The organism is Streptomyces sp. NPDC087310 (assembly GCF_044744405.1).
GTDB lineage: Bacteria > Actinomycetota > Actinomycetes > Streptomycetales > Streptomycetaceae > Streptomyces.
In genome coordinates this window covers 838502-858691 of the sequence record NZ_JBIUYF010000001.1, presented here as the reverse complement: position 1 = coordinate 858691, position 20190 = coordinate 838502, and the positions used below count along the sequence as shown (strand labels likewise).

The 20190-nt window shown below is 72.9% G+C and carries 20 protein-coding genes; 6 read left to right on the top strand and 14 right to left on the bottom strand.

Annotated features, from left to right (window positions below; all coding sequences use genetic code 11):
* The first annotated feature begins 1 nt into the window (after window position 1).
* Window positions 2-718, top strand: a complete 717-nt coding sequence (locus ACIO3P_RS03425; RefSeq protein WP_329827279.1) for a response regulator transcription factor — start codon at window positions 2-4, stop codon at window positions 716-718.
* Here ACIO3P_RS03425 and ACIO3P_RS03420 read toward each other — a convergent pair.
* Window positions 634-1953 carry a sensor histidine kinase gene (locus ACIO3P_RS03420; RefSeq protein ID WP_401850592.1) on the bottom strand — a complete coding sequence of 440 codons (1320 nt, stop codon included), beginning with the start codon at window positions 1951-1953 and terminating at the stop codon, window positions 634-636. The two genes, ACIO3P_RS03425 and ACIO3P_RS03420, sit on opposite strands and share 85 nt — an antisense overlap.
* 103 nt (window positions 1954-2056) lie before the next feature.
* On the opposite strand from ACIO3P_RS03420, the gene ACIO3P_RS03415 reads away from it, so the two are divergent.
* Together ACIO3P_RS03415 and ACIO3P_RS03410 are read left to right on the top strand one after the other, a co-directional pair.
* A complete protein-coding gene (locus ACIO3P_RS03415) occupies window positions 2057-3001 on the top strand; it encodes an ABC transporter ATP-binding protein (RefSeq protein ID WP_401850590.1) in 945 nt (314 codons plus the stop codon).
* Window positions 3002-3045: 44 nt separating this feature from the next.
* The gene (locus ACIO3P_RS03410; protein ID WP_329827284.1) at window positions 3046-3825 is read left to right on the top strand and encodes a hypothetical protein; all 780 of its coding nucleotides are present in this window, start codon (window positions 3046-3048) and stop codon (window positions 3823-3825) included.
* A gap of 90 nt (window positions 3826-3915) precedes the next feature.
* Here ACIO3P_RS03410 and fabF read toward each other — a convergent pair whose 3' ends face one another.
* The 5 genes from fabF to ACIO3P_RS03385 form a co-directional block, all read right to left on the bottom strand.
* Window positions 3916-5178 (bottom strand): beta-ketoacyl-ACP synthase II, encoded by a 1263-nt coding sequence (gene fabF / locus ACIO3P_RS03405; protein ID WP_329827286.1) that lies wholly within the window; start codon window positions 5176-5178, stop codon window positions 3916-3918.
* 149 nt (window positions 5179-5327) lie between these two features.
* Complete coding sequence (locus ACIO3P_RS03400; protein WP_329827289.1) at window positions 5328-5579, bottom strand: acyl carrier protein; 252 nt, start codon at window positions 5577-5579, stop codon at window positions 5328-5330.
* A gap of 77 nt (window positions 5580-5656) precedes the next feature.
* Entirely contained in the window at window positions 5657-6658 is a 1002-nt protein-coding gene (locus ACIO3P_RS03395; protein WP_329827291.1) for a ketoacyl-ACP synthase III, read from the bottom strand.
* 13 nt (window positions 6659-6671) lie between these two features.
* Window positions 6672-7655, bottom strand: a complete 984-nt coding sequence (locus ACIO3P_RS03390) for an ACP S-malonyltransferase (protein WP_401850893.1) — start codon at window positions 7653-7655, stop codon at window positions 6672-6674.
* 89 nt (window positions 7656-7744) lie between these two features.
* Entirely contained in the window at window positions 7745-8974 is a 1230-nt protein-coding gene (locus tag ACIO3P_RS03385) for a PucR family transcriptional regulator (protein WP_399295253.1), read from the bottom strand.
* Here ACIO3P_RS03385 and ACIO3P_RS03380 point away from each other — a divergent pair.
* Window positions 8973-9698 carry a pirin family protein gene (locus tag ACIO3P_RS03380; protein ID WP_401850588.1) on the top strand — a complete coding sequence of 242 codons (726 nt, stop codon included), beginning with the start codon at window positions 8973-8975 and terminating at the stop codon, window positions 9696-9698. The two genes, ACIO3P_RS03385 and ACIO3P_RS03380, sit on opposite strands and share 2 nt — an antisense overlap.
* A gap of 21 nt (window positions 9699-9719) precedes the next feature.
* Here the strand turns inward: ACIO3P_RS03380 and ACIO3P_RS03375 are convergent, their stop codons facing one another.
* A complete protein-coding gene (locus ACIO3P_RS03375; RefSeq protein WP_401850586.1) occupies window positions 9720-10556 on the bottom strand; it encodes a serine hydrolase domain-containing protein in 837 nt (278 codons plus the stop codon).
* Between the two features lie 141 nt (window positions 10557-10697).
* Between ACIO3P_RS03375 and ACIO3P_RS03370 the strand changes: the two genes are divergently transcribed.
* Both ACIO3P_RS03370 and ACIO3P_RS03365 read left to right on the top strand, forming a co-directional pair.
* On the top strand, window positions 10698-11162 hold the full coding sequence (locus ACIO3P_RS03370) for a MerR family transcriptional regulator (protein WP_329827299.1): 465 nt from the start codon (window positions 10698-10700) through the stop codon (window positions 11160-11162).
* 5 nt (window positions 11163-11167) lie between these two features.
* Window positions 11168-12220 carry an aldo/keto reductase gene (locus ACIO3P_RS03365; RefSeq protein ID WP_329827301.1) on the top strand — a complete coding sequence of 351 codons (1053 nt, stop codon included), beginning with the start codon at window positions 11168-11170 and terminating at the stop codon, window positions 12218-12220.
* A 69-nt stretch (window positions 12221-12289) separates the two neighbouring features.
* Here ACIO3P_RS03365 and ACIO3P_RS03360 read toward each other — a convergent pair whose 3' ends face one another.
* The 7 genes from ACIO3P_RS03360 to ACIO3P_RS03330 form a co-directional block, all read right to left on the bottom strand.
* Window positions 12290-13507: an acyltransferase gene (locus ACIO3P_RS03360; protein ID WP_329827302.1), complete on the bottom strand. Its 1218-nt coding sequence runs from the start codon at window positions 13505-13507 to the stop codon at window positions 12290-12292.
* Window positions 13504-14574 carry an alpha/beta hydrolase gene (locus ACIO3P_RS03355; protein ID WP_401850584.1) on the bottom strand — a complete coding sequence of 357 codons (1071 nt, stop codon included), beginning with the start codon at window positions 14572-14574 and terminating at the stop codon, window positions 13504-13506. Before ACIO3P_RS03355 ends, ACIO3P_RS03360 begins: the two co-directional genes overlap by 4 nt.
* Window positions 14575-14705: 131 nt before the next feature.
* Complete coding sequence (locus ACIO3P_RS03350) at window positions 14706-15389, bottom strand: response regulator (protein ID WP_401850583.1); 684 nt, start codon at window positions 15387-15389, stop codon at window positions 14706-14708.
* The gene (locus ACIO3P_RS03345) at window positions 15386-16738 is read right to left on the bottom strand and encodes a sensor histidine kinase (RefSeq protein WP_401850581.1); all 1353 of its coding nucleotides are present in this window, start codon (window positions 16736-16738) and stop codon (window positions 15386-15388) included. Before ACIO3P_RS03345 ends, ACIO3P_RS03350 begins: the two co-directional genes overlap by 4 nt.
* 174 nt (window positions 16739-16912) lie before the next feature.
* A complete protein-coding gene (locus ACIO3P_RS03340; protein WP_329827308.1) occupies window positions 16913-17860 on the bottom strand; it encodes a DUF4429 domain-containing protein in 948 nt (315 codons plus the stop codon).
* A gap of 119 nt (window positions 17861-17979) precedes the next feature.
* A complete protein-coding gene (locus ACIO3P_RS03335) occupies window positions 17980-19200 on the bottom strand; it encodes an alpha/beta hydrolase (RefSeq protein WP_329827309.1) in 1221 nt (406 codons plus the stop codon).
* A gap of 259 nt (window positions 19201-19459) precedes the next feature.
* Window positions 19460-20110 carry a TetR family transcriptional regulator gene (locus ACIO3P_RS03330; protein ID WP_329827451.1) on the bottom strand — a complete coding sequence of 217 codons (651 nt, stop codon included), beginning with the start codon at window positions 20108-20110 and terminating at the stop codon, window positions 19460-19462.
* Between the last annotated feature and the right edge of the window lie 80 nt (window positions 20111-20190).

Below are 20190 nucleotides of genomic sequence, written 5' to 3'. Positions count from 1 at the left end.
TATGGCGATTCGCGTGGTGGTCGCCGACGACCAGGCGTTGGTGCGGGGCAGCTTCCGGGTGCTGGTGGACCTCGCGCCCGGTCTGGAGGTCGTCGGTGAGGCGGCCGACGGCAGGGAGGCCGTGGAGCTCGCCGAGCGGGAGCGGCCCGATGTGGTGCTGATGGACGTACGGATGCCGGAGCTGAACGGGATCGAGGCGACCCGGCGGATCTGCGGGCCCGGTGGGCAGCCCGGGGTGCGGGTGCTCATTCTGACCATGTTCGACCTCGACACGTACGTCCACGGCGCGCTGCGCGCCGGGGCCAGTGGCTTTCTGCTCAAGGACACCCAGCCGGCCGGTCTGCTGACGGCCATCGAGGTCATCGCCGCCGGGGAGGCGCTGCTCGCGCCGACCGTGACCCGGCGGCTGATCGCCGAGTTCGCCCGGGACCCCGGGCGGCCCGCGCCGGTCACGCGGGGGCCGGACGGGGTGACCGACCGGGAGCGCGAGGTGTTCGTCCTGGTCGCCCAAGGGCTCTCCAATGCGGAGATCGGCAGCCGGCTGCGGGTCGGTCTGCCCACGGTGAAGTCGCATGTGAGCCGGCTGCTCGACAAGCTCGGCGCCCGCGACCGCGTCCAACTCGTCATCGCCGCCTACGACCTCGGTCTGGTGGCGCCCGCGCCCGGACCGGGCAGGGGTGTCGTGGGCGGGGGCGTCGCGGGCGGGGCCGGCCGGTAGGGCAGCCGGGCCGCCACCCGGAAGCCGCCCCCAGGGCGCGGCCCGGCCGTCAGGGTGCCGCCGTACAGCGCGACCCGTTCCCGCATACCGATCAGGCCATGACCGCCCGGGACCCTCGGACCGGCTCCGCACCCGCCGTCGTCGGTCACCTCGATCCGTACCTCCCCGCCCTCCCCGCCCTCCGCACCCGCTCCACCGGTCTCGACCGTGATCCGGCAGCGGGCCGACGGGGCGTGCTTCACCACGTTCGTCAGGGCCTCCTGCACGATCCGGTACACCGAGAGCCCCACACCCTCCGGCAGCCCGTCGGGCCCCTCGACCCGCAGGGTGGCGTGGACACCGGCCGCCCCCGCCCGCTCGACGAGTTCCGGAAGGCCGGACAGGCCGGGCGCCGGGCTCAGCTCCGGTTCGGCGCCCGCTCCCGTGCCCGCACCGCGGCCCGCTCCCGCCTCCGGCTCGTACCGCAGTACGCCGAGCATGCGACGCATGTCGGTCAGCGCACCACGGCTGGTCGCCTCGATGACCCGCAGCGCGTCCATGGCCTCCTGCGGCCGTTCCCCGGCGACATGGTTGGCGATCCCCGCCTTGATCGCGATGAGGCCCATGCTGTGGGTGACGACGTCGTGCAACTCCCGTGCGATACGCAGCCGTTCCTCCGCCACCGCCCGTTCGGTCCGCTGCTCGGCCGCGCGGGCGGCGAAGGCACGCCGTTCCCGTACGGCACGGCCCGCCGTCCACGCCGCGCTCAGCACCGCGGCCACGGACAGGATCTCTCCCGTGTCGACCGGCCCGGTCCGCGACGAGCCCGTGGCGGAGAGGCCGAACACCCCGGCCGCCGCCACCCCCGCGATCACCGGGGTCGGCAGCCAGCGGCGCCGGGGCTGGGTCAGCGCGACCGTGTAGAGGGCGAGCGCGAGGGCCACGGCGGCGAAGAGGGTACGCGTGGTACCGAGGACCTCCGCCGTGACGGACGCCATGAGGACCACGCAGAAGACCGGGACCGGCCACCGGCGCCGTACCGCGACGGGCGCGCCGGTTCCGGCCGCGATCAGCCACAGCGCCCAGCCGGGCACCCCCGCGCCCGTACCCGTGACCATTCCCGTGCCGTGGCCCGCCGGTACCGCCACGGTGAGACCGACGGCGGCCAGGGCGTCGAGCGCGTACAGCCGCCCGGTGGTCAGCCGTCGGGTGAACACGGAGCGGGTGAACACGGAGCGCGGGCCGGAGTCTTCCACCCGCCCGACCCTATGCGGGGCCCGCGCCGCACCGCCTCATACCGGGGGATGCCATACCCGCGCCCGATGCGCCCGCCCGTCCCCGCGCCGCACCGTGGCCCACGTGATCGAAGTCAACCAACTCACCAAACTGTACGGACGGACCGCGCCCCGGCCGGCCGTCGACGCCCTGTCCTTCCACGCCCCGCCCGGCTCCGTGACCGGTTTCCTGGGACCGAACGGCGCGGGCAAGTCCACCACGATGCGGGTCGTCCTCGGCCTGGACGCGCCCACCTCGGGAGCGGCCCGCGTCAACGGCCGCCCCTACGCCGGGTTTTCACGTCCGCTGCACGAGGTGGGCGCGCTGCTCGACGCCGGCGCGGTCCACGGCGGGCGCAGCGCCGTGAACCATCTGCGCTGGCTGGCCCGTACCCACCGCATCGGCCGCCGTCGCGTGGACGCGGTCCTGGAACAGGTCGGCCTCGGCGCCGCCGCCGGCCGGCGCGTCAGCGGCTTCTCCCTCGGCATGCGCCAACGCCTGGGGATCGCCGCCGCGTTGCTCGGCGACCCCGGGGTGCTGATCCTCGACGAGCCGGTCAACGGGCTGGACCCGGACGGGGTGCGGTGGTTCCGGGAGTATCTGCGCGAACTGGCGGGGGAGGGCCGTACCGTCCTCGTCTCCAGCCATCTCATGGGCGAGATGGAGCTGACGGCCGACCGGCTGGTCATCATCGGGCGCGGCCGGCTGATCGCCGACACCTCCGTACGGGAACTCACCGACCGTTACAGCACGGGCGTCCTCGTCCGCTCCCCGCGCGCGGCCGAACTGGCCGCCCTGCTGGAGGCCGCCGGGGCGCGCGTGGCGGCGGAGCCGGGCGACCGGCTCGTGGCCACCGGGCTTGAGGTCTCCGCGATCGGCGAACTGGCGGCGGAACGCTCCATCGCCGTATGGGAGATCACCCCGCGCAACGCCTCGCTGGAAGACGCCTATATGCAACTCACCGCCGAGGAGGCGGACTTCCGCGCGAGCACGAGCACGGTCGCGAGCGCGAGGGAGACCTCCGGATGACGCCGTCAGTCTCCACAACTCCAGCCCCCACAGCCACATCCCCCATGACCGATGTTCTCGCGGCCGAGTGGCTGAAGCTGCGCACCGTCCGCTCCACCGCGACCGTCCTCGCCGTCGTCGCCCTGGCCGTGGCCGGGTGCTGTCTGCTGGCGCGGTACGCCGCCGGTCTCTGGGACGGTACGGACGCCACCGGCCGCGCGCATCTGTCCGTCACCCCGCTGGAACCGCTCGTCATGGTCGTCGCGCAGGTGAGCCTGGGGGTGCTGGGGGCGCTGGCGATCACCACCGAGTACGCGACCGGCATGATCAGGACCACGGTGACCGCCGTGCCGGGCCGCAGCCGGGTGCTGTGCGCGAAGGCGCTGATCGTCGGGGCGGTCGCGCTCGCCACCGGTCTGGCCGCCGTGTTCGCCACGTCGTACGGGACGCTGGCGATCGTCGGCGACCGTCCCATCCGCTTCCTCACCGACCCGGCGGCCCACACCACAGGACTGCTGCTCGCGCAGAGTCTGGCGGTGGCGATGACCGGTCTGCTGGGGTTCGGCCTCGGGGCGCTGCTGCGCTCCACGGCCGGGGCGGTCGTCTGCGTCGTCGGGCTGCTCTACGTCGTCCCGATGTTCGCGCAGGCCCTGCCCACGCCGTGGGATCGCCGGTTCAACTCACTGATGCCGGGGGCGCTTCCGGGGGAGCTGGCGGGCGCGGGCAACGCGCACTCGGTCTACGGCGCGTCCCTGTCGCCGGTGGCCGCCGCCGTCGTGATGCTTCTCTACGCGGCCGTACCGCTGGGGCTGGCGGCGGTCAGGACGCGCCGCCAGGACGTCTGAGGGACGAGGGATGAGAGGACGAGGGACGAGGGGATGACGTGAGGAAGGGGGCGCCCGGTCCGGGCGCCCCCTTCCTCACGTCACTCGGACTCAGACCGTGCGCAGCGCCAGCACCACGTTGTGGCCGCCGAAGCCGAACGAGTTGTTGATCGCCGCGATCGTGCCCGACGGCAGGGTGCGGGGCTCGCCGCGCACCACGTCCGCGTCGACCTCCTCGTCGATGTCGTTGAGGTTGATCGTCGGCGGGGCCGTGCGGTGGTACAGCGCGAGGGCCGTGGCCACCGTCTCGATACCGCCCGCGCCGCCCAGCAGATGGCCGGTCATCGACTTCGTGGCGGAGATCGCGACATGGTCCAGGTCGTCGCCCAGGACCTGGCGCAGCGCCTTGATCTCGGCGATGTCGCCCTGCGGCGTGGACGTGGCGTGCGCGTTGAGGTGCATGATCTCGGACGGCTTGAGGTCCGAGGAGTCCAGCAGGTTGTGCATGGCCTTCGCGATGCCGCGGCCGGTCGGCTCGGGCTGCGCGATGTGGTGGGCGTCCGAGGAGAGGCCCTGGCCCAGCACCTCGCAGTAGACGCGCGCGCCGCGCTTGGCCGCGTGCTCGGCGGACTCCAGGATGACGACACCGGCGCCCTCACCGAGGACGAAGCCGTCGCGGCCCTTGTCGTAGGGGCGCGAAGCCTTGGTGGGCTCGTCGTTGTTCTTGGACATCGCCATCATGTTGGCGAACGCCGCGATGGGCAGCGGGTGGATGGCCGCTTCCGTACCGCCGGCCACGACCACGTCGGCACGGCCCGTACGGATCATCTCCACCGCGTAGCCGACGGCCTCGGCGCCCGAGGCGCACGCGGAGACCGGGGTGTGCACGCCCGCGCGGGCGCCCACTTCCAGGCTGACGTTGGCGGAGGGGCTGTTGGGCATCAGCATCGGCACGGTGTGCGGGGAGACGCGGCGTACGCCGCGCTCCTTGAGCACGTCGTACTGGTCGAGCAGGGTCGTGACGCCGCCGATGCCGGAGGCGATCACGGTGCCGAGCCGGTCGGCGTCGACCGTGGGGTCGTCGCCCGCCTTGGCGGTGTAACCGGCGTCCGCCCATGCCTCCCTGGCCGCGATCAGCGCGAACTGCGCCGAGCGGTCCAGCTTGCGGGCGAGCGGCCGGGGCAGTACGTCGTACGGGTCGACGGCAGCGGTGGCGGCGATCCGGACCGGCAGGTCGGCGAAGCGCTCGCCTTCCAGGGGCCGTACTCCGGAGCGGCCGGCGAGCAGACCCTCCCAGGTCGAAGCGCTGTCGCCACCCAGTGGTGTGGTTGCGCCGATACCGGTGACGACCACGGTGCGATTGGTCTGGCTCACTGGAATTCTTCTCCACGTGTAGAGGGTGCTGAATTTGTTACGGCGCCACCACCGGGTGGCGTCTGCCGCGATGAACGGGTCAGGCGTCAGGCGTCAGACGTGTCCGGAGGGACCTCTCCGGAGGGATCCGGAGTCGTGCCTCGGAGCTGTCAGACCTGCTGGTGCTTGACGATGTAGTCGGCGGCGTCGCCGACCGTCTTCAGGTTCTTGACGTCGTCGTCCGGGATCTTCACGTCGAAGCGCTCTTCGGCGGCGACGACGACCTCGACCATGGACAGCGAGTCGACGTCCAGGTCGTCGGTGAAGGACTTGTCGAGCTGGACGTCCTCCTCGGGGATACCGGCGATCTCGTTCACGATCTCGGCGAGACCCTTGACGATCTCTTCCTGGGTGAAGGCCATGGTGGGCGATCTCCTTCGATATTGAGCAGATATTGAGCAGAGGATTACGGAAGGCGCTCCGGAATGATCCGGTGTGCCTAGGGGAGGGTAACGACCGTCGCCGCGTACACGAGACCCGCCCCGAAGCCGATGACGAGCGCGGTGTCACCGCTCTTCGCCTGCCCGGTCGCCAGTATCCGCTCCATAGCGAGCGGGATCGAGGCGGCCGAGGTGTTGCCGGTGGTTTCGACGTCGCGCGCGACCGTGACGCTGTCCGGCAGCTTCAGAGTCTTCACCATCGAGTCGATGATCCGCATGTTGGCCTGATGCGGAATGAAGACATCCAAATCTTGCGGGGTGATGCCTGCGGCGTCCAGCGCCTGCTGGGCGACCTTCGCCATCTCGAAGACGGCCCAGCGGAAGACCGCCTGGCCCTCCTGCGTGATGGCCGGGAACTTCTCCATGGACCCCGCGTGGAAATCGTCCCACGGCACGGTCTGCTTGATGGTGTCGGACTTGTCTCCCTCGGAGCCCCACACCGTCGGCCCGACCTTCGGCTCCTTCGAGGGGCCGACGACGACGGCGCCCGCGCCGTCACCGAAGAGGAAGGCCGTCGCGCGGTCCTCCAGGTCGGTCAGGTCCGAGAGCCGCTCCACGCCGATGACCAGGACGTGTTCGGCCGAGCCCTCGACGACCAGGCCCTTGGCCAGGGTCAGTCCGTAGACGAAGCCGGCGCACGCCGCGGAGATGTCGAACGCGGCGGGCCTGCCCGCGCCGATCCGGTCCGCGATCTCCGTCGCGATGGCCGGGGTCTGCTTGAAGTGCGAGACGGTGGAGACGATCACGGCGCCGATCTGCTCGGGAGTGATCCCGGCATCGGCGATGGCCTTGCCCGCAGCCTCGACGGACATCGCGGCGACGGTCTCCTCCGGGGAGGCCCAGTGACGGGTCGCGATACCGGAGCGGGAGCGGATCCACTCGTCGGACGAGTCGATCGTTTCGAGGATCACCTCGTTCGGCACCACCCGGACCGGACGGTAGCCGCCCACGCCCATGATGCGCGCGTACGGGGCGCCCTTGCTGGGCTTGATCTTCGACATGCTCTCTGGCTCCTTATTCAGCCGTGGAGGAGTGCGAGGACTGGTGCGCGGCGGGCAAGGACGGGGCGGAGGAGTGCTCGGCGATCAGGGCGCGGGCCGCTTCGAGGTCGTCGGGGGTCTTCAGCGCCAGGGTCGTCACGCCGGGCAGGGCGCGCTTCGCGATCCCGGTCAGGGTGCCGCCGGGGCAGAGCTCCACCAGCGCGGTCACCCCCCGCTCCTGGAACGTCTCCATGCAGAGGTCCCAGCGCACCGGGTTGGCGATCTGGCCGATCAGCCGCGCCACCACCTCGGAGCCGGTGGGAACGGCGGCGCCGTCGCTGTTCGAGACGTAAGGGACGGCCGGGTCGGCGGTGTCGACGGAGGCGGCGGCGGCCGCCAGCCTCTCGACGGCGGGCGCCATGTGGTGCGTGTGGAACGCCCCGGCGACCTTCAGCGGCACCACGCGCCGTACGCCCTCGGGCTTGTCCTCGGCCAGCGCGGCGAGCTGCGCGAGCGTGCCCGCCGCCACGATCTGACCGGCGCCGTTGACGTTCGCCGGTGTCAGACCGAGCTTGTCGAGGTGGGCGAGCGTGGTCTCCGGGTCACCGCCGAGCAGCGCGGACATCCCGGTCTCGGTGACGGCGGCGGCCTCGGCCATCGCCAGGCCCCGGGCCCGTACGAGGCTCATGGCCGCGTCGTCCGAGAACACACCGGCGAGCGCCGTGGCGGCCAGCTCACCGACGCTGTGGCCCGCGACCGCGCCGACGTGCGGCGCGAGGTCGGCGGCGGCCGGGAAGAGCTGGCGCGCCGCCAGCAGCGAGGCCGCCACCAGCAGCGGCTGCGCGACGGCGGTGTCGCGGATCTCGTCCGCGTCGGCCTTCGTGCCGTAGTGGACCAGATCCAGGTCGATGGCGGCCGACCAGGCCCGCAGCCGGTCTTCGGCGCCGGGGAGATCGAGCCAGGGGGTCAGGAAGCCGGGCGTCTGAGCGCCTTGGCCGGGAGCGACGAGTACGAGCACACTCACACTCTCTCTTGTGGACGGTCCTCACCGCCCGTGGGGACAGGAACGAAGAACCGCTGGGGGAATTGTTGGGGTACGACAAAAGTCTAGGACTGGGGATCCCCGTCGGCCAGACGCCCGAGGATCAGGGCAATCCGCAGCGTAAACGCGGACCTGACGTCGGAGGGTGACCATCCGGTGACGTCAGTCACACGTCGCAGCCGGTAGCGCACGGTGTTCGGGTGGACGAAGAGCATCCGCGCGGCGCCCTCCAGACTGCTCGCCTGTTCGAGATAGACACTCAGAGTCTCCAGCAGCGCCGACCCGGCCTCTTCGAGCGGTCTGTAGATCTCCTCCACCAACTGCTCACGCGCCGCCGGATCGGAGGCGATCGCGCGCTCCGGCAGCAGATCGTCCGCCAGCACCGGGCGCGGGGCGTCCTGCCAGGCGAAACACGCCTTGAGGCCCGCCGCCGCGGCCTGCGCCGACTTCGTGGCCGCCAGCAGATCGGGCACCACGGGGCCCGCGACGACCGCACCGGCCGCGTACGGGCCGATCAGCGCCTTGGCGACCTTCAGCGGATCGTCGCTGCCGCCCGCGATCACCACGAGCCGGTCGCCCAGCACCCCGGTCAGCACCTGGAGCTTGGCGTGGCGGGCGGCCCGCCGGATCGCCTCCACGGTCAGCTCGCTGTCCCCGTCGGGGGCCGTGCCGAGCAGCACGCAGACATGGTCGGGGGAGCTCCAGCCCAGCGCCGCCGCCCGGGAGACCGCGCCCTCGTCGGCCTCACCGGAGAGCACCGCGTTGACGACCAGCGACTCCAGCCGCGCGTCCCACGCGCCACGCGCCTCGGCGGCCTGCGCGTACACCTGTGCGGTGGCGAAGGCGATCTCCCGGGCGTAGACGAGCAGCGCCTCCCGCAGCGCGGACTCGTCGCCGGGGGCGGCCACCTCCCCGATCGCCGTCTCCATGACCTCGATCGTGGTCCGCACCATCTCGACGGTCTGACGCAGGGTGATCGCCCGTGTCAGCTCGCGCGGCGCCGTACCGAAGACGTCCGTGGAGATGGCCTGCGGGGTCTCCGGGTGACGGAACCACTCGGTGAACGCGGCGATGCCCGCCTGCGCGACCAGCCCGATCCACGAACGGTTCTCCGGCGGCATCGCGCGGTACCACGGCAGCGTCTCGTCCATGCGGGCGATGGCGTTCGCGGCGAGCCGTCCTGAGGACTGCTCCAGCCGCCGCAGCGTCGCGGGGTGCGGATGGGGTTCGTTCGAGGGTTCAGGCACGGGACAAGACTGCCTTATCGGGTCGGGTGCCCGTGGGGCCGGGGCCATGGGGCGGGGCTACGGTGGAAACGTGATTCTCGTACGGTACGCAGCGGAGCGTTACGCGGGCGGCGACGCCGCCGCGGGCGTCGAGTCGCTGCACGCCTTCTCCTTCGGGCACTTCTACGATCCGGACAACCTCCGCTTCGGCGCGCTGCTGGCCTGCAACGAGGAGCGGCTCGAACCCGGCGCCGGGTTCGACGAACACCCCCACAGTCACACGGAGATCGTCACCTGGGTCGTCGAGGGCGAGCTGACCCACCGCGATTCGGCCGGACATGCCACGGTCGTCCGCCCGGGAGACGTCCAGCGGCTCAGCTCCGCGGGCGGGGTGCGTCACGTGGAGCGCAACGACGGGGCGGTCCCGCTGGTCTTCGTCCAGATGTGGCTGGCGCCGCTGGAGCCGGGCGGCGAGCCCGCGTACGAGGTCGTACGGGGCATCGCCGACGCCACGCCGTACGCCCTGCCGCGGGCCGGCGCGATGCTGCACGTACGGCGGCTGCGGGCGGGCGAGCGCTCCGCCGTGCCGGACGCGCCGTCGGTCTACGTGCACGTGGTGCGGGGCGCGGTACGGCTCGACGGCCCCGACCGGACCGAGGGCGCCGGGGGCACGGGGGAGCTGGGCCCCGGTGACTCGGCGCGGATCACGGACGCGCGCGGTCTCGAACTGGTCGCCGGGCCGGGGACGGGGAGTGCGGCGGCCGAGGCGCTGCTCTGGGAGATGCCGGCCTGACGGACGCGCTGTGGACGGGCGCTACCGGGCCGCGTGGGGCCCGGCCAGCTCCGCGAGCACCGCGTCCGTGAACGGCGGCCACGCCTCGATCGCCCACGGCCCGAAGTCCCGGTCCGTCAGGGCCACGCAGGCGGCCCCCGCGTCCGGGTCGACCCACAGGAACGTACCGGACTGCCCGAAGTGGCCGAAGGTGCGCGGCGACGACGAACCCCCCGTCCAGTGCGGGGACTTGCCGTTCCGGATCTCGAAGCCGAGACCCCAGTCGTTGTTCTTCTGGTTGCCGTACCCGGGCAGTACGCCGGAGAGCCCCGGGTGGACGACGCTCATCGCCTCCAGGACCGTACGCGGGTCGAGCAGCCGGGGCGCCTGCACCTCGGCGGCGAACCGCGCCAGGTCGTCGGCGGTCGACACCCCGTCCTTGGCGGGCGAACCGCCCGGCGGCAGCGTCGTGCCGGTCATCCCGAGCGGTTCGAGCACGGCCTCGCGGAGGTAGTCGGCGAAGGGGATGTCGGTGGCCTTGGCGACATGGTCGCCCAGCACCTCGAAGCCCGCGTTCGAGTAGAGCCGCCGGGCGCCCGGCGCGGCTGCCGTACGGTGCTCGTCGAAGGCCAGCCCGCTGGTGTGCGCGAGCAGATGCCGCACGGTGGCCCCCTCGGGCCCGGCGGGCTCGTCCAGCTCGACGGCGCCTTCCTCGTACGCCACGAGGACCGCGTACGCGGCGAGCGGCTTGGTCACGGAGGCGAGCGGAAAACGCCGCGACGTGGGCCCGTACGACCCGGCGACGCTCCCGTCCCCCCGTACGACGACGGCCGCGGCGTGCGGCACGGGCCAGTTCTCGATCATCGCCAGGCTCTGCATGCGCACGAGCCTACTGGGCGGGTACGACACCCCGAGGGGCGCCCTGGGGGCCCGTACGGTCCGACCAGGGGCGGGACCACCGCGATCATTCGGGCGTAAGGACTTGCTTCGAGTGCACTCGAAGGTTCTAGCGTTGACGACATGACGCTGATCCAGACCAGCCCCGTACGGACAGCCCGCGTGGAGAGCTGCACCGCCTCGCCGCCCGCGCATCCGCGCCCCAACGGCCAGGACCGCTACACGATCAGCGAGGTCGCCGCCTTCACCGGACTCACCGCGCACACCCTGCGCTGGTACGAGCGGATCGGCCTCATGCCGCACGTCGACCGGTCGCACACCGGGCAGCGCCGCTTCAGCAACCGGGACCTGGACTGGCTCATCTTCGTCACCAAACTGCGGCTGACCGGGATGCCCGTCGCGGACATGGTCCGTTACGCCGAGCTTCTCCGGGTAGGCGACGACACGTTCGAGGAGCGCCAGGAGCTGCTGGAACGGACCCGCCGTGATGTCCTGCGCCGGATCGCGGAGCTCCAGGACACCGTGTCCGTACTCGACCACAAGATCAGCTATTACGCGGACGCCCGCACGGCGTCGGAGAGGTTCTGAACCCGATGAGCGACAACAAGAGCCACAGCGCGGGTCACGGCACGAACGACGGCAGGATCGAGAAGGTACGCCTGGGCACCGGCGGCCCGGAGGTCGGCTCCCAGGGGCTCGGCTGCATGGGCATGAGCTTCGCGTACGGGCCCACCGACGCCGACGAGGCGCGGGCCACCCTGGAGCGCGCCCTGGAGCTCGGCGTGACCCTGTACGACACGGCGGACGTGTACGGGAACGGCGAGAACGAGAAGTTCATCGCGCCGTTCGTCGCGGCGCACCGCGACGAGATCGTCCTGGCCACCAAGTTCGCCCTGGGCGTCGACCCCGACGACATCACCAGGCGGACCATCCGCAACGACCGCGCCTATCTGCGCGGCTGCGTCGAGGCCAGCCTCCAGCGGCTCGGCGTGGAGCAGATCGACCTCTACTACATGCACCGGCGCGATGTGAACGTCCCCATCGAGGAGGTCGTCGGCGCCATGGCCGAACTGGTCGACGAGGGCAAGGTCAAGTACCTCGGGCTGAGCGAGGTCACCGGCGCCGAGCTGCGCGCGGCCCACGCCGTGCACCCGATCACCGCGCTCCAGTCGGAGTGGTCGCTGTTCAGCCGCGACGTCGAGCGGAGCGCCGTCCCGGCCGCCGCCGAGCTGGGCGTGGCGCTCGTGCCGTACTCCCCGCTCGGCCGGGGCTTCCTGACCGGCTCGTTCGTCCACGCCGAGCGCGAGCTGAGCGCCGACGACTTCCGCCGCCGGCAGCCGCGCTTCACCGGTGACAACGCCGCGGCGAACGCCACCCTGCTGGACCCGGTCCGCAAGATCGCCGAGGGGCGCAACGCCACCCCGGGCCAGGTCGCGCTCGCCTGGGTGCAGCAGCAGGCGCCGCTGCACGGCCTGGCCGTCGTACCGATCCCCGGCACCCGCAGGCGCACCCGGGTCGAGGAGAACACCGCAGCGACGCGCCTCATCCTCACCGAGAGCGAGCTGAGCCTCCTGGAGCCGATCGCGGCGAAGGTGGCGGGCGGCCGGTACGCCGACATGAGCTTCGCGTCGACCTCCCGCGAGTAGCCGGCCCCCGGCGAGCAGCGCCGGCCCCACGGCCCACGCGAGCCCCACGGCCCACGCGAGCCGTGGGGCTCACGCCAGCCCCAGCGCGAACACCGCGAAGCCCGCCGCGAGCAGCCCCGCCGCCGCGCGGCGGGCCCTCGCGCGCCGTGTCCCGGTCTCCCACGGCGCGTCGAAACCGCGCGCGTACCGGCCGATGACCACCAGCAGCGTCGCGAAGAGCGGCAGCCACGACAGCCGGGCCAGGATCCAGCCGAGTGTGTCCGGCGAGGTCGTCAGTCCGGCCAGTTCGCCGGCGAAGGAGCCGGGCACGGCGACGGCGAGCATCGCCGTCTGGTGCCAGCACAGGATCGTCATCGCGGACAGGTTCACGACCACCACCGGCGCCCACAGCGCGGGCCGCGCCAGCAGCCGCCCCAGCCGGTCCCTGACCAGGATCGCCGCACCGCTCTGCGCTGCGGCGAGGGCGAGCACCAGCAGCGACGGCGGATGCGAGTTGGTCCGCACCTCTCCTGGCACCCCGACCATCGACGCCGGGTAGTGGAAGACCACCAGCAGTACGGCGAAGAGCAGGCCGCCGCCGACGAGCAGCACCCGCGCCCCGCGCCGCCCGATCCGCCCCTCGCCCCAGGAGACGCCGAGCTGGTACGCGAAGAGCCACCCCGGCAGGATGTTCAGCACGCTCAGCCAGGACGGTACGGCCTCCGCGTACGGCCCGTACCGCAGCAGGTCGACGGCGGCGACCGAGACCAGCAGCGGGGCGGCGGCCCAGGCGCCGAGCCGGCGCGCGGCGGCGACGCAGTACGGGGTCAGCGCGGTCACGATCACGTAGATCCCCACGAACCACAGCGGCTGGATCACCAGCGTCGACCCGGTCCGCAGGGTCGTGGCGGGCACCCCGAGCGCGTACAGCACGGGCAGCAGCACCGCCCACACCGCCGTCACCCCGAGGACCGGCCTGCCCAGGCGCACCACGCGCCCACGGAGCCAGGCGGCGGTCGTGGAGCGCCTTCTGCGGTACGAGAGGACGGAGGCGTACCCGCCGACCAGGAAGAAGATGCCCAGCATCTGGAGCACCCAGCTCACCGGGGCGAAGCCGCCGAAGGTGGAGAGGGGGCTCGCGTTGTGCAGCGCGCCGTCGGCGTCGAGCGTGAAGCCGCCGAGCAGCCAGTGCCCGGTGGGTACGGCGAGCAGCGCGAGGGCGCGGAGCCCGTCGACGGCGCGGTCGCGGGAGGCGGGGGTGCGCGCCTCGATCTTCGCCGCGGCCGATGCCACGGTCTCGGCGATCATCGCGTCTCTCCCGTCGTGCGGGCGCCGGCGCTCCCACCGAGCGCGATGGCGGCGAAGGCGCGGAGCGAGTCCGTGCCCGGGACGAAGTAGCCGGTGTGGCCGTGGGCCGTGGCGGCGGGCACCCGGCGGGCGCCGAAGTCCGCGCCGGCCGGGTCGGGGCCGTGGCCGAGCCCCGCGAACTCGACGTTCGGGACCTTGGAGATCCAGTCGGACGGGTCCTTCGCCGCCCAGACACGCGCCTCCGTACGGAGGTCCGCGACCCGGTCGGCGCGCATCCCGGGCGAGCCGGACACCACGATGTCGGTGGCGTTCACCTCGGGGGCGGCGAGCCCGCACACCACCGAGCCGTAGCTGTGGCAGAACAGCGCGGGCTTCGCCGCCCCGGCCGCCACGAGCCCCCGGGTGAACCGGGCCAGCCGCCCGGCCCCCGCCTCGGCGAGGTCCCCGGTGGCCGCGTCGAGACCGACGCCCACCGGGGTCGTGTAGCCCACCCAGGCGACGACGGCGGTACGGCCGCCCGTCGCGGCCCGCAGCGACGTGGCCATCCCGGCGGGCGTGCCGTACGGGTCCCTCGCGCGGTCGAAGGTCCCCGCGTCGATGTCCGAGCCCGGCACGACGACGGAGACATGGCGAGCGGCCGTCAGATCGCCGTACACCTCGGCCACCTGGCCCCGGCCGCGCGGGTCGAAGGCGAGGATCCGCCGGCCGGGCTCGGCGAGGCGCCCGTACCGGGGGTCGTGCGTGGCCCGGATCGCGAGCGCGTTGGCCTCGTAGCGCAGCGCCACCGGCGCCCCGTCGAGATTCCCGACGACCGAGGGGTGCCGGTGGGCCAGTTCCCGCTGCCGGCCGGGCGTCAGCGTACGGAAGAAGGAGGCGACGTCGCGCGGGCTCGCCGTGCCCGGATCGGGCAGCGGCCGGCCCGGCGAACCGTCCGCCCGCCAGGCCGCGCTCCCCGGCGGCGGCCCGGTCACGGCCTGCTGGGCATCGCCCGCGGCCCAGCCCGCCGTCCCCCCGACCACGGTCGTCGCCAGCGCGGCGGCGGCCAGAGTCCTCTTGTAGCGGCGCATGTACGTCCCCCCTCTTCCGCTCCCGTCCGTCGAGGCGGCGAGGAGGAAGGTAGGAAGAGGGTGTACGGGCGGACATCACACCGGAGGGCCAACTACGGTGTCATACCTGGGTAGTGGGGGTACTCAGGGGCTCAGGCGGGCGCGTCGCCCGGGGTGACCAGGCCCGACTCGTACGCGAAGATCACGGCCTGTGCGCGGTCCCGCAGCCCGAGCTTGGAGAGCACCCGGCCGATATGGGTCTTCACCGTCTGCTCGGCGACCACCAGCCGGTCGGCGATCTCCAGGTTGGAGAGCCCGCGCGCGATCAGCTCCAGCACCTCGGTCTCCCGGGGCGTCAGCCCGCGCAGCCGCAGCGCCCGGTCCTTGCGCGGGACGGGCCGCTGCTGGGCGAAGTCCGCGATCAGCCGGCGGGTCACGGAGGGCGCGAGCAGCGCCTCACCGGCCGCGACGATCCGTACGGCCGCGATCAGATCGGCCGGGGGCGCGTCCTTGAGGAGAAAGCCGGACGCGCCGGCGCGCAGCGCCTCGTACACGTAGTCGTCCACGTCGAAGGTGGTCAGCATCAGCACCTTCGGGAGGTGGACCACCCCCACCGGCGGGCTCAACAGCTCGCGGGCGGCGGCCAGTCCGTCCATCTCCGGCATCCGGACGTCCATCAGCACCACGTCCGGGTGGACGGTCCGGCTGACCTCCACGCCCCTGCGGCCGTCCGGCGCCTCGCCCACCACGTCGATGTCGGACTGCGCGGACAGCAGCGCGGCGAACCCCGCGCGCACCATGGCCTGGTCGTCGACGATGATCACGCGGATGGTCAAGGGGTGTCCTCGGGGGCCGGGCCCTTCGGCGCGTTCGTCGGATCGCCCGTCAGGCCGTCGGTCAGGGGGAGTCGGGCCGCGACCCGGAAGCCGCCGTCCGGCAGCGGTCCGGTGTCCAGCGTGCCGCCGGTCAACCGTACGCGTTCGCGCATGCCGATCAGTCCATGTCCCGTACCGGTGGTCTCCAGCGGCGAAGTCCGTGCGGTGGCCGCGCCGTTGACGATCAGGACGGTCAGCCGGTCCGCGTGGGCGACCACCGACACCTGGGTCCGCGCGCCGGGCGCGTGGCGCACCACGTTGGCCAGCGCCTCCTGCACGATGCGGTACGCGGAGAGGTCCACGGCCGGCGGTACGGCCCCGATCCCGGCCTGCATCGACAGCTCGGCGGGGACCCCCGCGCGTACGGTCGCCTCCACGAGCTGCTGCACCCGGTCGAGCCCCGGCTGCGGTGCCCGCTCGCCCTCCGTACCGTCGCTGCGGAGCACCGAGAGCAGCCGCCGCATCTCCGTCAGGGACTCCCGGGCGCCGGAGGCGATCGTGGTGAACTCCTCGCGCGCGGCGTCCGGCAGCCCCTCGATCCGGTACGGCGCCGAGTCGGCCTGCACGGTGATCACCGACATGTGGTGGGCCACCACGTCGTGCAGCTCACGGGCGATCCTGGCGCGTTCCTCCAGCAGGGTCCGCCTGGCCCGTTCCGCCTCGCTGATCGTCTCCTGCTCGGCCAGTCGGCGCTGGGCGTCGCCGCGCTCGCGCAGCGCCGCGCTGAGCACCAGGAAGAGCCCGCCGAGGACGAACAGCAGCAACTGGGTGCCGTCGCCGCCGACCGGTGAGATCACCTCGAAGAAGAGTCCGGCGAGGCCGGTGGCGAGCCAGACGGCGAGCAGGGTACGGCGCGGTTCGCGCAGCCCCAGGCAGATCATCAGCACCAGGTAGCCCACGATCACCATGGGCGTCCAGGGCCAGGGCCGCCCGTCGATCCCGTCCGCGCCGTGCAGCATGATCCCGCCGAGGACATCGGCGGTGAAGATGATCCACCACGCCTGGAGCGGCCGGGTCACGGCGAGCAGCAGCGGCGCGCTCTGCGCGGTGGCCAGCGCCCCCGCCCAGCCGCCGCCGAGCAGGTAGTCCTGGCTGAGCACCGAGGCGGTGACGGGCAGCAGCGTGACGGCGAAGCAGAGGACCACCCCGTACGGGAAGAGCCGCTGCCACTGCCTGGGCGCGTGCGAGAGGAGCGGTTCGACGGAGTCCGAGGGGGTGCGCAGCGAGGAGGCGAGCGCCCGCAGGTTCCGGAGCGAGGAGGCGAAGCGCGGGGAGGCCGGGGGCGGCGGGGACGGGGGAGCGGTACTCATGACCTGGTCAGCCTAGGCAGCCGTCGGCCGGTCGGCGTCATACCGGAGAGCCGGTCCACGTCTCATACCCAGGTATGACACACCGCCCCGCACCTGCCACGCCCGCCCCCGCAATCGCCCCGCCCCGCACCTGCCACGCCCTCGCCCCGCCACTCCCCGCCCCACCCCGTGCGCTCACAGCTCCGCCAGCAGCTCCGTCTTCTTCGCGGTGAACTCCTCGTCCGTCACCAGACCCGCCTGGTGCAGCTCCCCGAGGTGTCTGATCCGGTCCGCCACGTCCGCCGGGTCGCGCCGCCCCGTCGGGACCATCGCGAGGACCGGGGCCGCCACCCGCTTCGTCGCCGCGCTGCGGACCGCCTCCAGGACGGCCGCCGCGAACGGCAGTGACTCGTGGACCGGGCCGTAGCCGAGCCCGAAGACCACGGCGGCCGGATCGTGGTCGGCTCCGCCGGCCCCGGAGCCCGCGCCGGAGCCGGTCCCGGAGCCCGCCGCGCCGTGTCCGTCGCGCGGCAGCAGGCGCAGATAGCCGTTGAAGAGTTCGGGGGAGCGCCACTCGACCCCCTCCAGCTCCGTGACCGGCAGGCTCTGGTCGCCCGCCTTCCACTTCGCGGAGGACGCGCCTGTCCAGAACCAGCGGAACGAGACCGTCTCGCCGTCGAAGGACGCCTTGCCGTCGTACGCCTTGAAGTGGCGCGGCCCCTCGGGCGCCGCCACCAGATACCGTTCCGCGGGCTCGTCGGGCGCCGGGCCGCCGTCCGTGCCCCGGCCCCCGCGCCGCAGCCGCGAGGCGGCGAGCGCCGCGCGCAGCTCGTCGGCGTAGTACTCGGCGAGAGTCTCGGACTCGGCGGGCAGCACCAGCCGGTACGGATCGCCGCTCTCCTTGAGCTGTCCGGCCGCGGCCTCCGTGAGCGGGTCGGCGCCCGGTCTCGGCACGGCGCGCAGCACGACCGTGCCGCGTTTGCCCGGAGCGAGCGTCACCGCTGACAACGCCTCGTGAGGGATACGGCGTTCGCCCAGCGCCGAGAGGAGCTTCGGCGTCCGTATCCCGCGTTCGAAGCGGATGAGCACGCTGTCGCTGTCGAACTCCCAGGTGGCATGAATCCCCGCAAGCACATCACCCATGTGCCTCATCGTAGGCGGCGCGCGCGCTGGCGTCGCCTGCCGAAGAGGGGGAATCTACGCGCGTCGGGCCTCGTGGGGCGCGCCGCGCCGCCGGGAAGCGGGTGGCCTACGGCCGCTGCCTATCCGGCCATCGTCTCGCCGTCGTAGGCGATTCCGCTCCGGCACGACCCGGCGGCGTCCGCGCACGTCACCGCGCGGTACGACCCGACTCCGATGTCCGCGAAGTTGTCCAGGCTCTCCGTGCCCGGCTCGAAGTAACCGGCGTGGCCGGCCGCGCCCGCCGCCGAGAGCACCCGGGCACCGAACGCCCGGGTCACCGGGTCGGCGCCGTGGCCGAGCCCGCCGACGGCGAGGTACGGCACGTCCTGGATCCAGTCGTCACGGTCCCGCATGGCCCACACATGGGCACGGGTCCCGAGCTGCGCCGCGTTCTCGACCCGCATCCCGGGGCTGCCCGCGACGGCGACGTCGGTGACCCGGGAGGGCAGGGCGTGCGCGGCGACCCCGCACACCACGGAGCCGTAGCTGTGACAGAAGAGCGAGATCCGCGACCGGCCGGGCAGGCTGGCGGCGAGCGCGGTGAGCCGTACGGCGCCGTCCTCCGCGAGCTTGCCGATGGCCGCGTCCACCCCGACCCCGGCGGGCGAGGTGTAGTCGGCCCAGGCGATGACGGCGGTACGGGTACCGGGGTCGGCCCTGCGTTCGGCGGAGTACAGCGACTCGGCCATGCCCGCGGTCGCCGAGTACCAGCGGTCCGAGCGCTCGAACGTCAGGACGTTCGTGTCGACCCCGGGCACCACGAGCGAGACGCGCTGGGCGCGGTCGAGGTTGCCCTGGACCTCGGCCACCCGGCCCTGGCCCGACGGGTCGAACGCGAGGATCTGCCGGCCGCCGCTGAGCAGTGACTCGTACCGGTGCATGCGGCGGCTCGCGAGTTGACGGCCGTCGCTGGACAGCCTGCTGTCCTGCATCCGGCCTTCCTCGACCGTGCGGGCCTGCGTCAGCGCGATCCGGTTGGCCCGGTAGCGGAGGGTGACCGGGGCGCCGTTGAGGTTGCCGACGGCGAGCGGGTACCGGTGCGCGAGCTGTGACTGCTCCCCGGAGTGGAGGGACGCGAAGAAGGCGGCCACCGTCTTGGCGGGCCCGGTCGGGTCGGGCAGGTGACGGGCGCCTATCCGGCCCCGCTCCCATGCGCTGAAGGCGGCGGTCAGCGGCTCGCCGGGACCACGCTGGTGCTGGACGGCGGTCCATCCGGTGGTCGCCAGCATCACGAACACGACGGCGAGGGCGAGCAGGGCGCGCCACACGCTCAGGGTGGGGGAGGAGTCGAAGGAAGTCACTGGTTCTCACCCTAGAGCGCGCGCGAGGGGCCTCGCGACGAGCGTGAGACAGATCACCGGGTACGCAGGATTGAACCGTCGGTAACTTCACCGAACGTACGGTGAGGTGCACGCTCCGCCGCTTGGGGCTGCCCGGAGGGGCCGTACCGCAGGGCCGTTGCGGCCGTCGCGGGTTGTCCCCGGTTTTCACCCGAACAGCCCTTGTGGATGGCGCTGCGGCGCGAATGGGGCGGGTGCCGGCCGGGTGTTGTACGGCGGCTCAGTGCCAGTCGTCCCTCAGGAGCCGCGGGGTGAGCTGGTCGAGATACGCCTCGGTCATGCGGCCCAGCCCCGCCACGCTGCAGTCCTCGCCCCGGCCCCAGATCCGCCCGGTGGCCCGCATCACGCCGGTGAACGCGGCGACCGCCACCCGGGGGCGCGGGTCGGCGTCGACGTCCAGGTTCTCCCGGTCCGCGATGAGCCGGGCGACGCCGTCCTCCAGGTCGGAGGAGCGGCGCAGATGGGCGGCGAGCAGGACCGGGGTCGACTCGATCATCCGGTACGACCGCATGTACAGCTCCACCGTCACGACGGACTCGATCGTGTCGCCCACGCTGCCCCAGACGGACGAGACGGCGTTGCGCATCGCCTCGAACGGGCCTTCCGCGGCCGGCCGGGCGCGCAGCGCCTCGACGAAACGGGACTCCACCATGTCCACCAGGGCGAAGGCGGCTTCCTCCTTGCTGGCGAAGTAGCGGAAGAACGTGCGCTGGGAGACCTCCACCGCTTCCGCGATCTCGTCGACGGTGGTCCGCTCGTACCCCTGCGTGGTGAACAGTTCGAGCGCCACACGGAGCAGGGACTCCCGGGTGCGTTGTTTCTTGCGGGCGCGCAGTCCGCCGGTCACCGCGGAGACCTCACTCTCGCTCAGGAGCAACGTGGGTCGCTCGGGAGTAACTTGACAGTTACTGGCTTGTGAAATGGTTTGTCAACTGTCAGTGGCTGACACTA

Excerpts from the sequence above, each read along its gene's own strand:
- ACIO3P_RS03425 (WP_329827279.1), top strand. The coding sequence starts at position 2 with ATGGCGATTCGCGTGGTGGTCGCCGACGACCAGGCGTTGGTGCGGGGC.
- ACIO3P_RS03410 (WP_329827284.1), top strand. The coding sequence starts at position 3,046 with ATGACCGATGTTCTCGCGGCCGAGTGGCTGAAGCTGCGCACCGTCCGC.
- ACIO3P_RS03400 (WP_329827289.1), bottom strand. The coding sequence starts at position 5,579 with ATGGCCTTCACCCAGGAAGAGATCGTCAAGGGTCTCGCCGAGATCGTG.
- ACIO3P_RS03395 (WP_329827291.1), bottom strand. The coding sequence starts at position 6,658 with ATGTCGAAGATCAAGCCCAGCAAGGGCGCCCCGTACGCGCGCATCATG.
- ACIO3P_RS03380 (WP_401850588.1), top strand. The coding sequence starts at position 8,973 with ATGGGGCGGGGCTACGGTGGAAACGTGATTCTCGTACGGTACGCAGCG.
- ACIO3P_RS03385 (WP_399295253.1), bottom strand. The coding sequence starts at position 8,974 with ATGGCCCCGGCCCCACGGGCACCCGACCCGATAAGGCAGTCTTGTCCC.
- ACIO3P_RS03375 (WP_401850586.1), bottom strand. The coding sequence starts at position 10,556 with ATGCAGAGCCTGGCGATGATCGAGAACTGGCCCGTGCCGCACGCCGCG.
- ACIO3P_RS03370 (WP_329827299.1), top strand. The coding sequence starts at position 10,698 with ATGACGCTGATCCAGACCAGCCCCGTACGGACAGCCCGCGTGGAGAGC.
- ACIO3P_RS03365 (WP_329827301.1), top strand. The coding sequence starts at position 11,168 with ATGAGCGACAACAAGAGCCACAGCGCGGGTCACGGCACGAACGACGGC.
- ACIO3P_RS03360 (WP_329827302.1), bottom strand. The coding sequence starts at position 13,507 with ATGATCGCCGAGACCGTGGCATCGGCCGCGGCGAAGATCGAGGCGCGC.
- ACIO3P_RS03355 (WP_401850584.1), bottom strand. The coding sequence starts at position 14,574 with ATGCGCCGCTACAAGAGGACTCTGGCCGCCGCCGCGCTGGCGACGACC.
- ACIO3P_RS03345 (WP_401850581.1), bottom strand. The coding sequence starts at position 16,738 with ATGAGTACCGCTCCCCCGTCCCCGCCGCCCCCGGCCTCCCCGCGCTTC.
- ACIO3P_RS03340 (WP_329827308.1), bottom strand. The coding sequence starts at position 17,860 with ATGGGTGATGTGCTTGCGGGGATTCATGCCACCTGGGAGTTCGACAGC.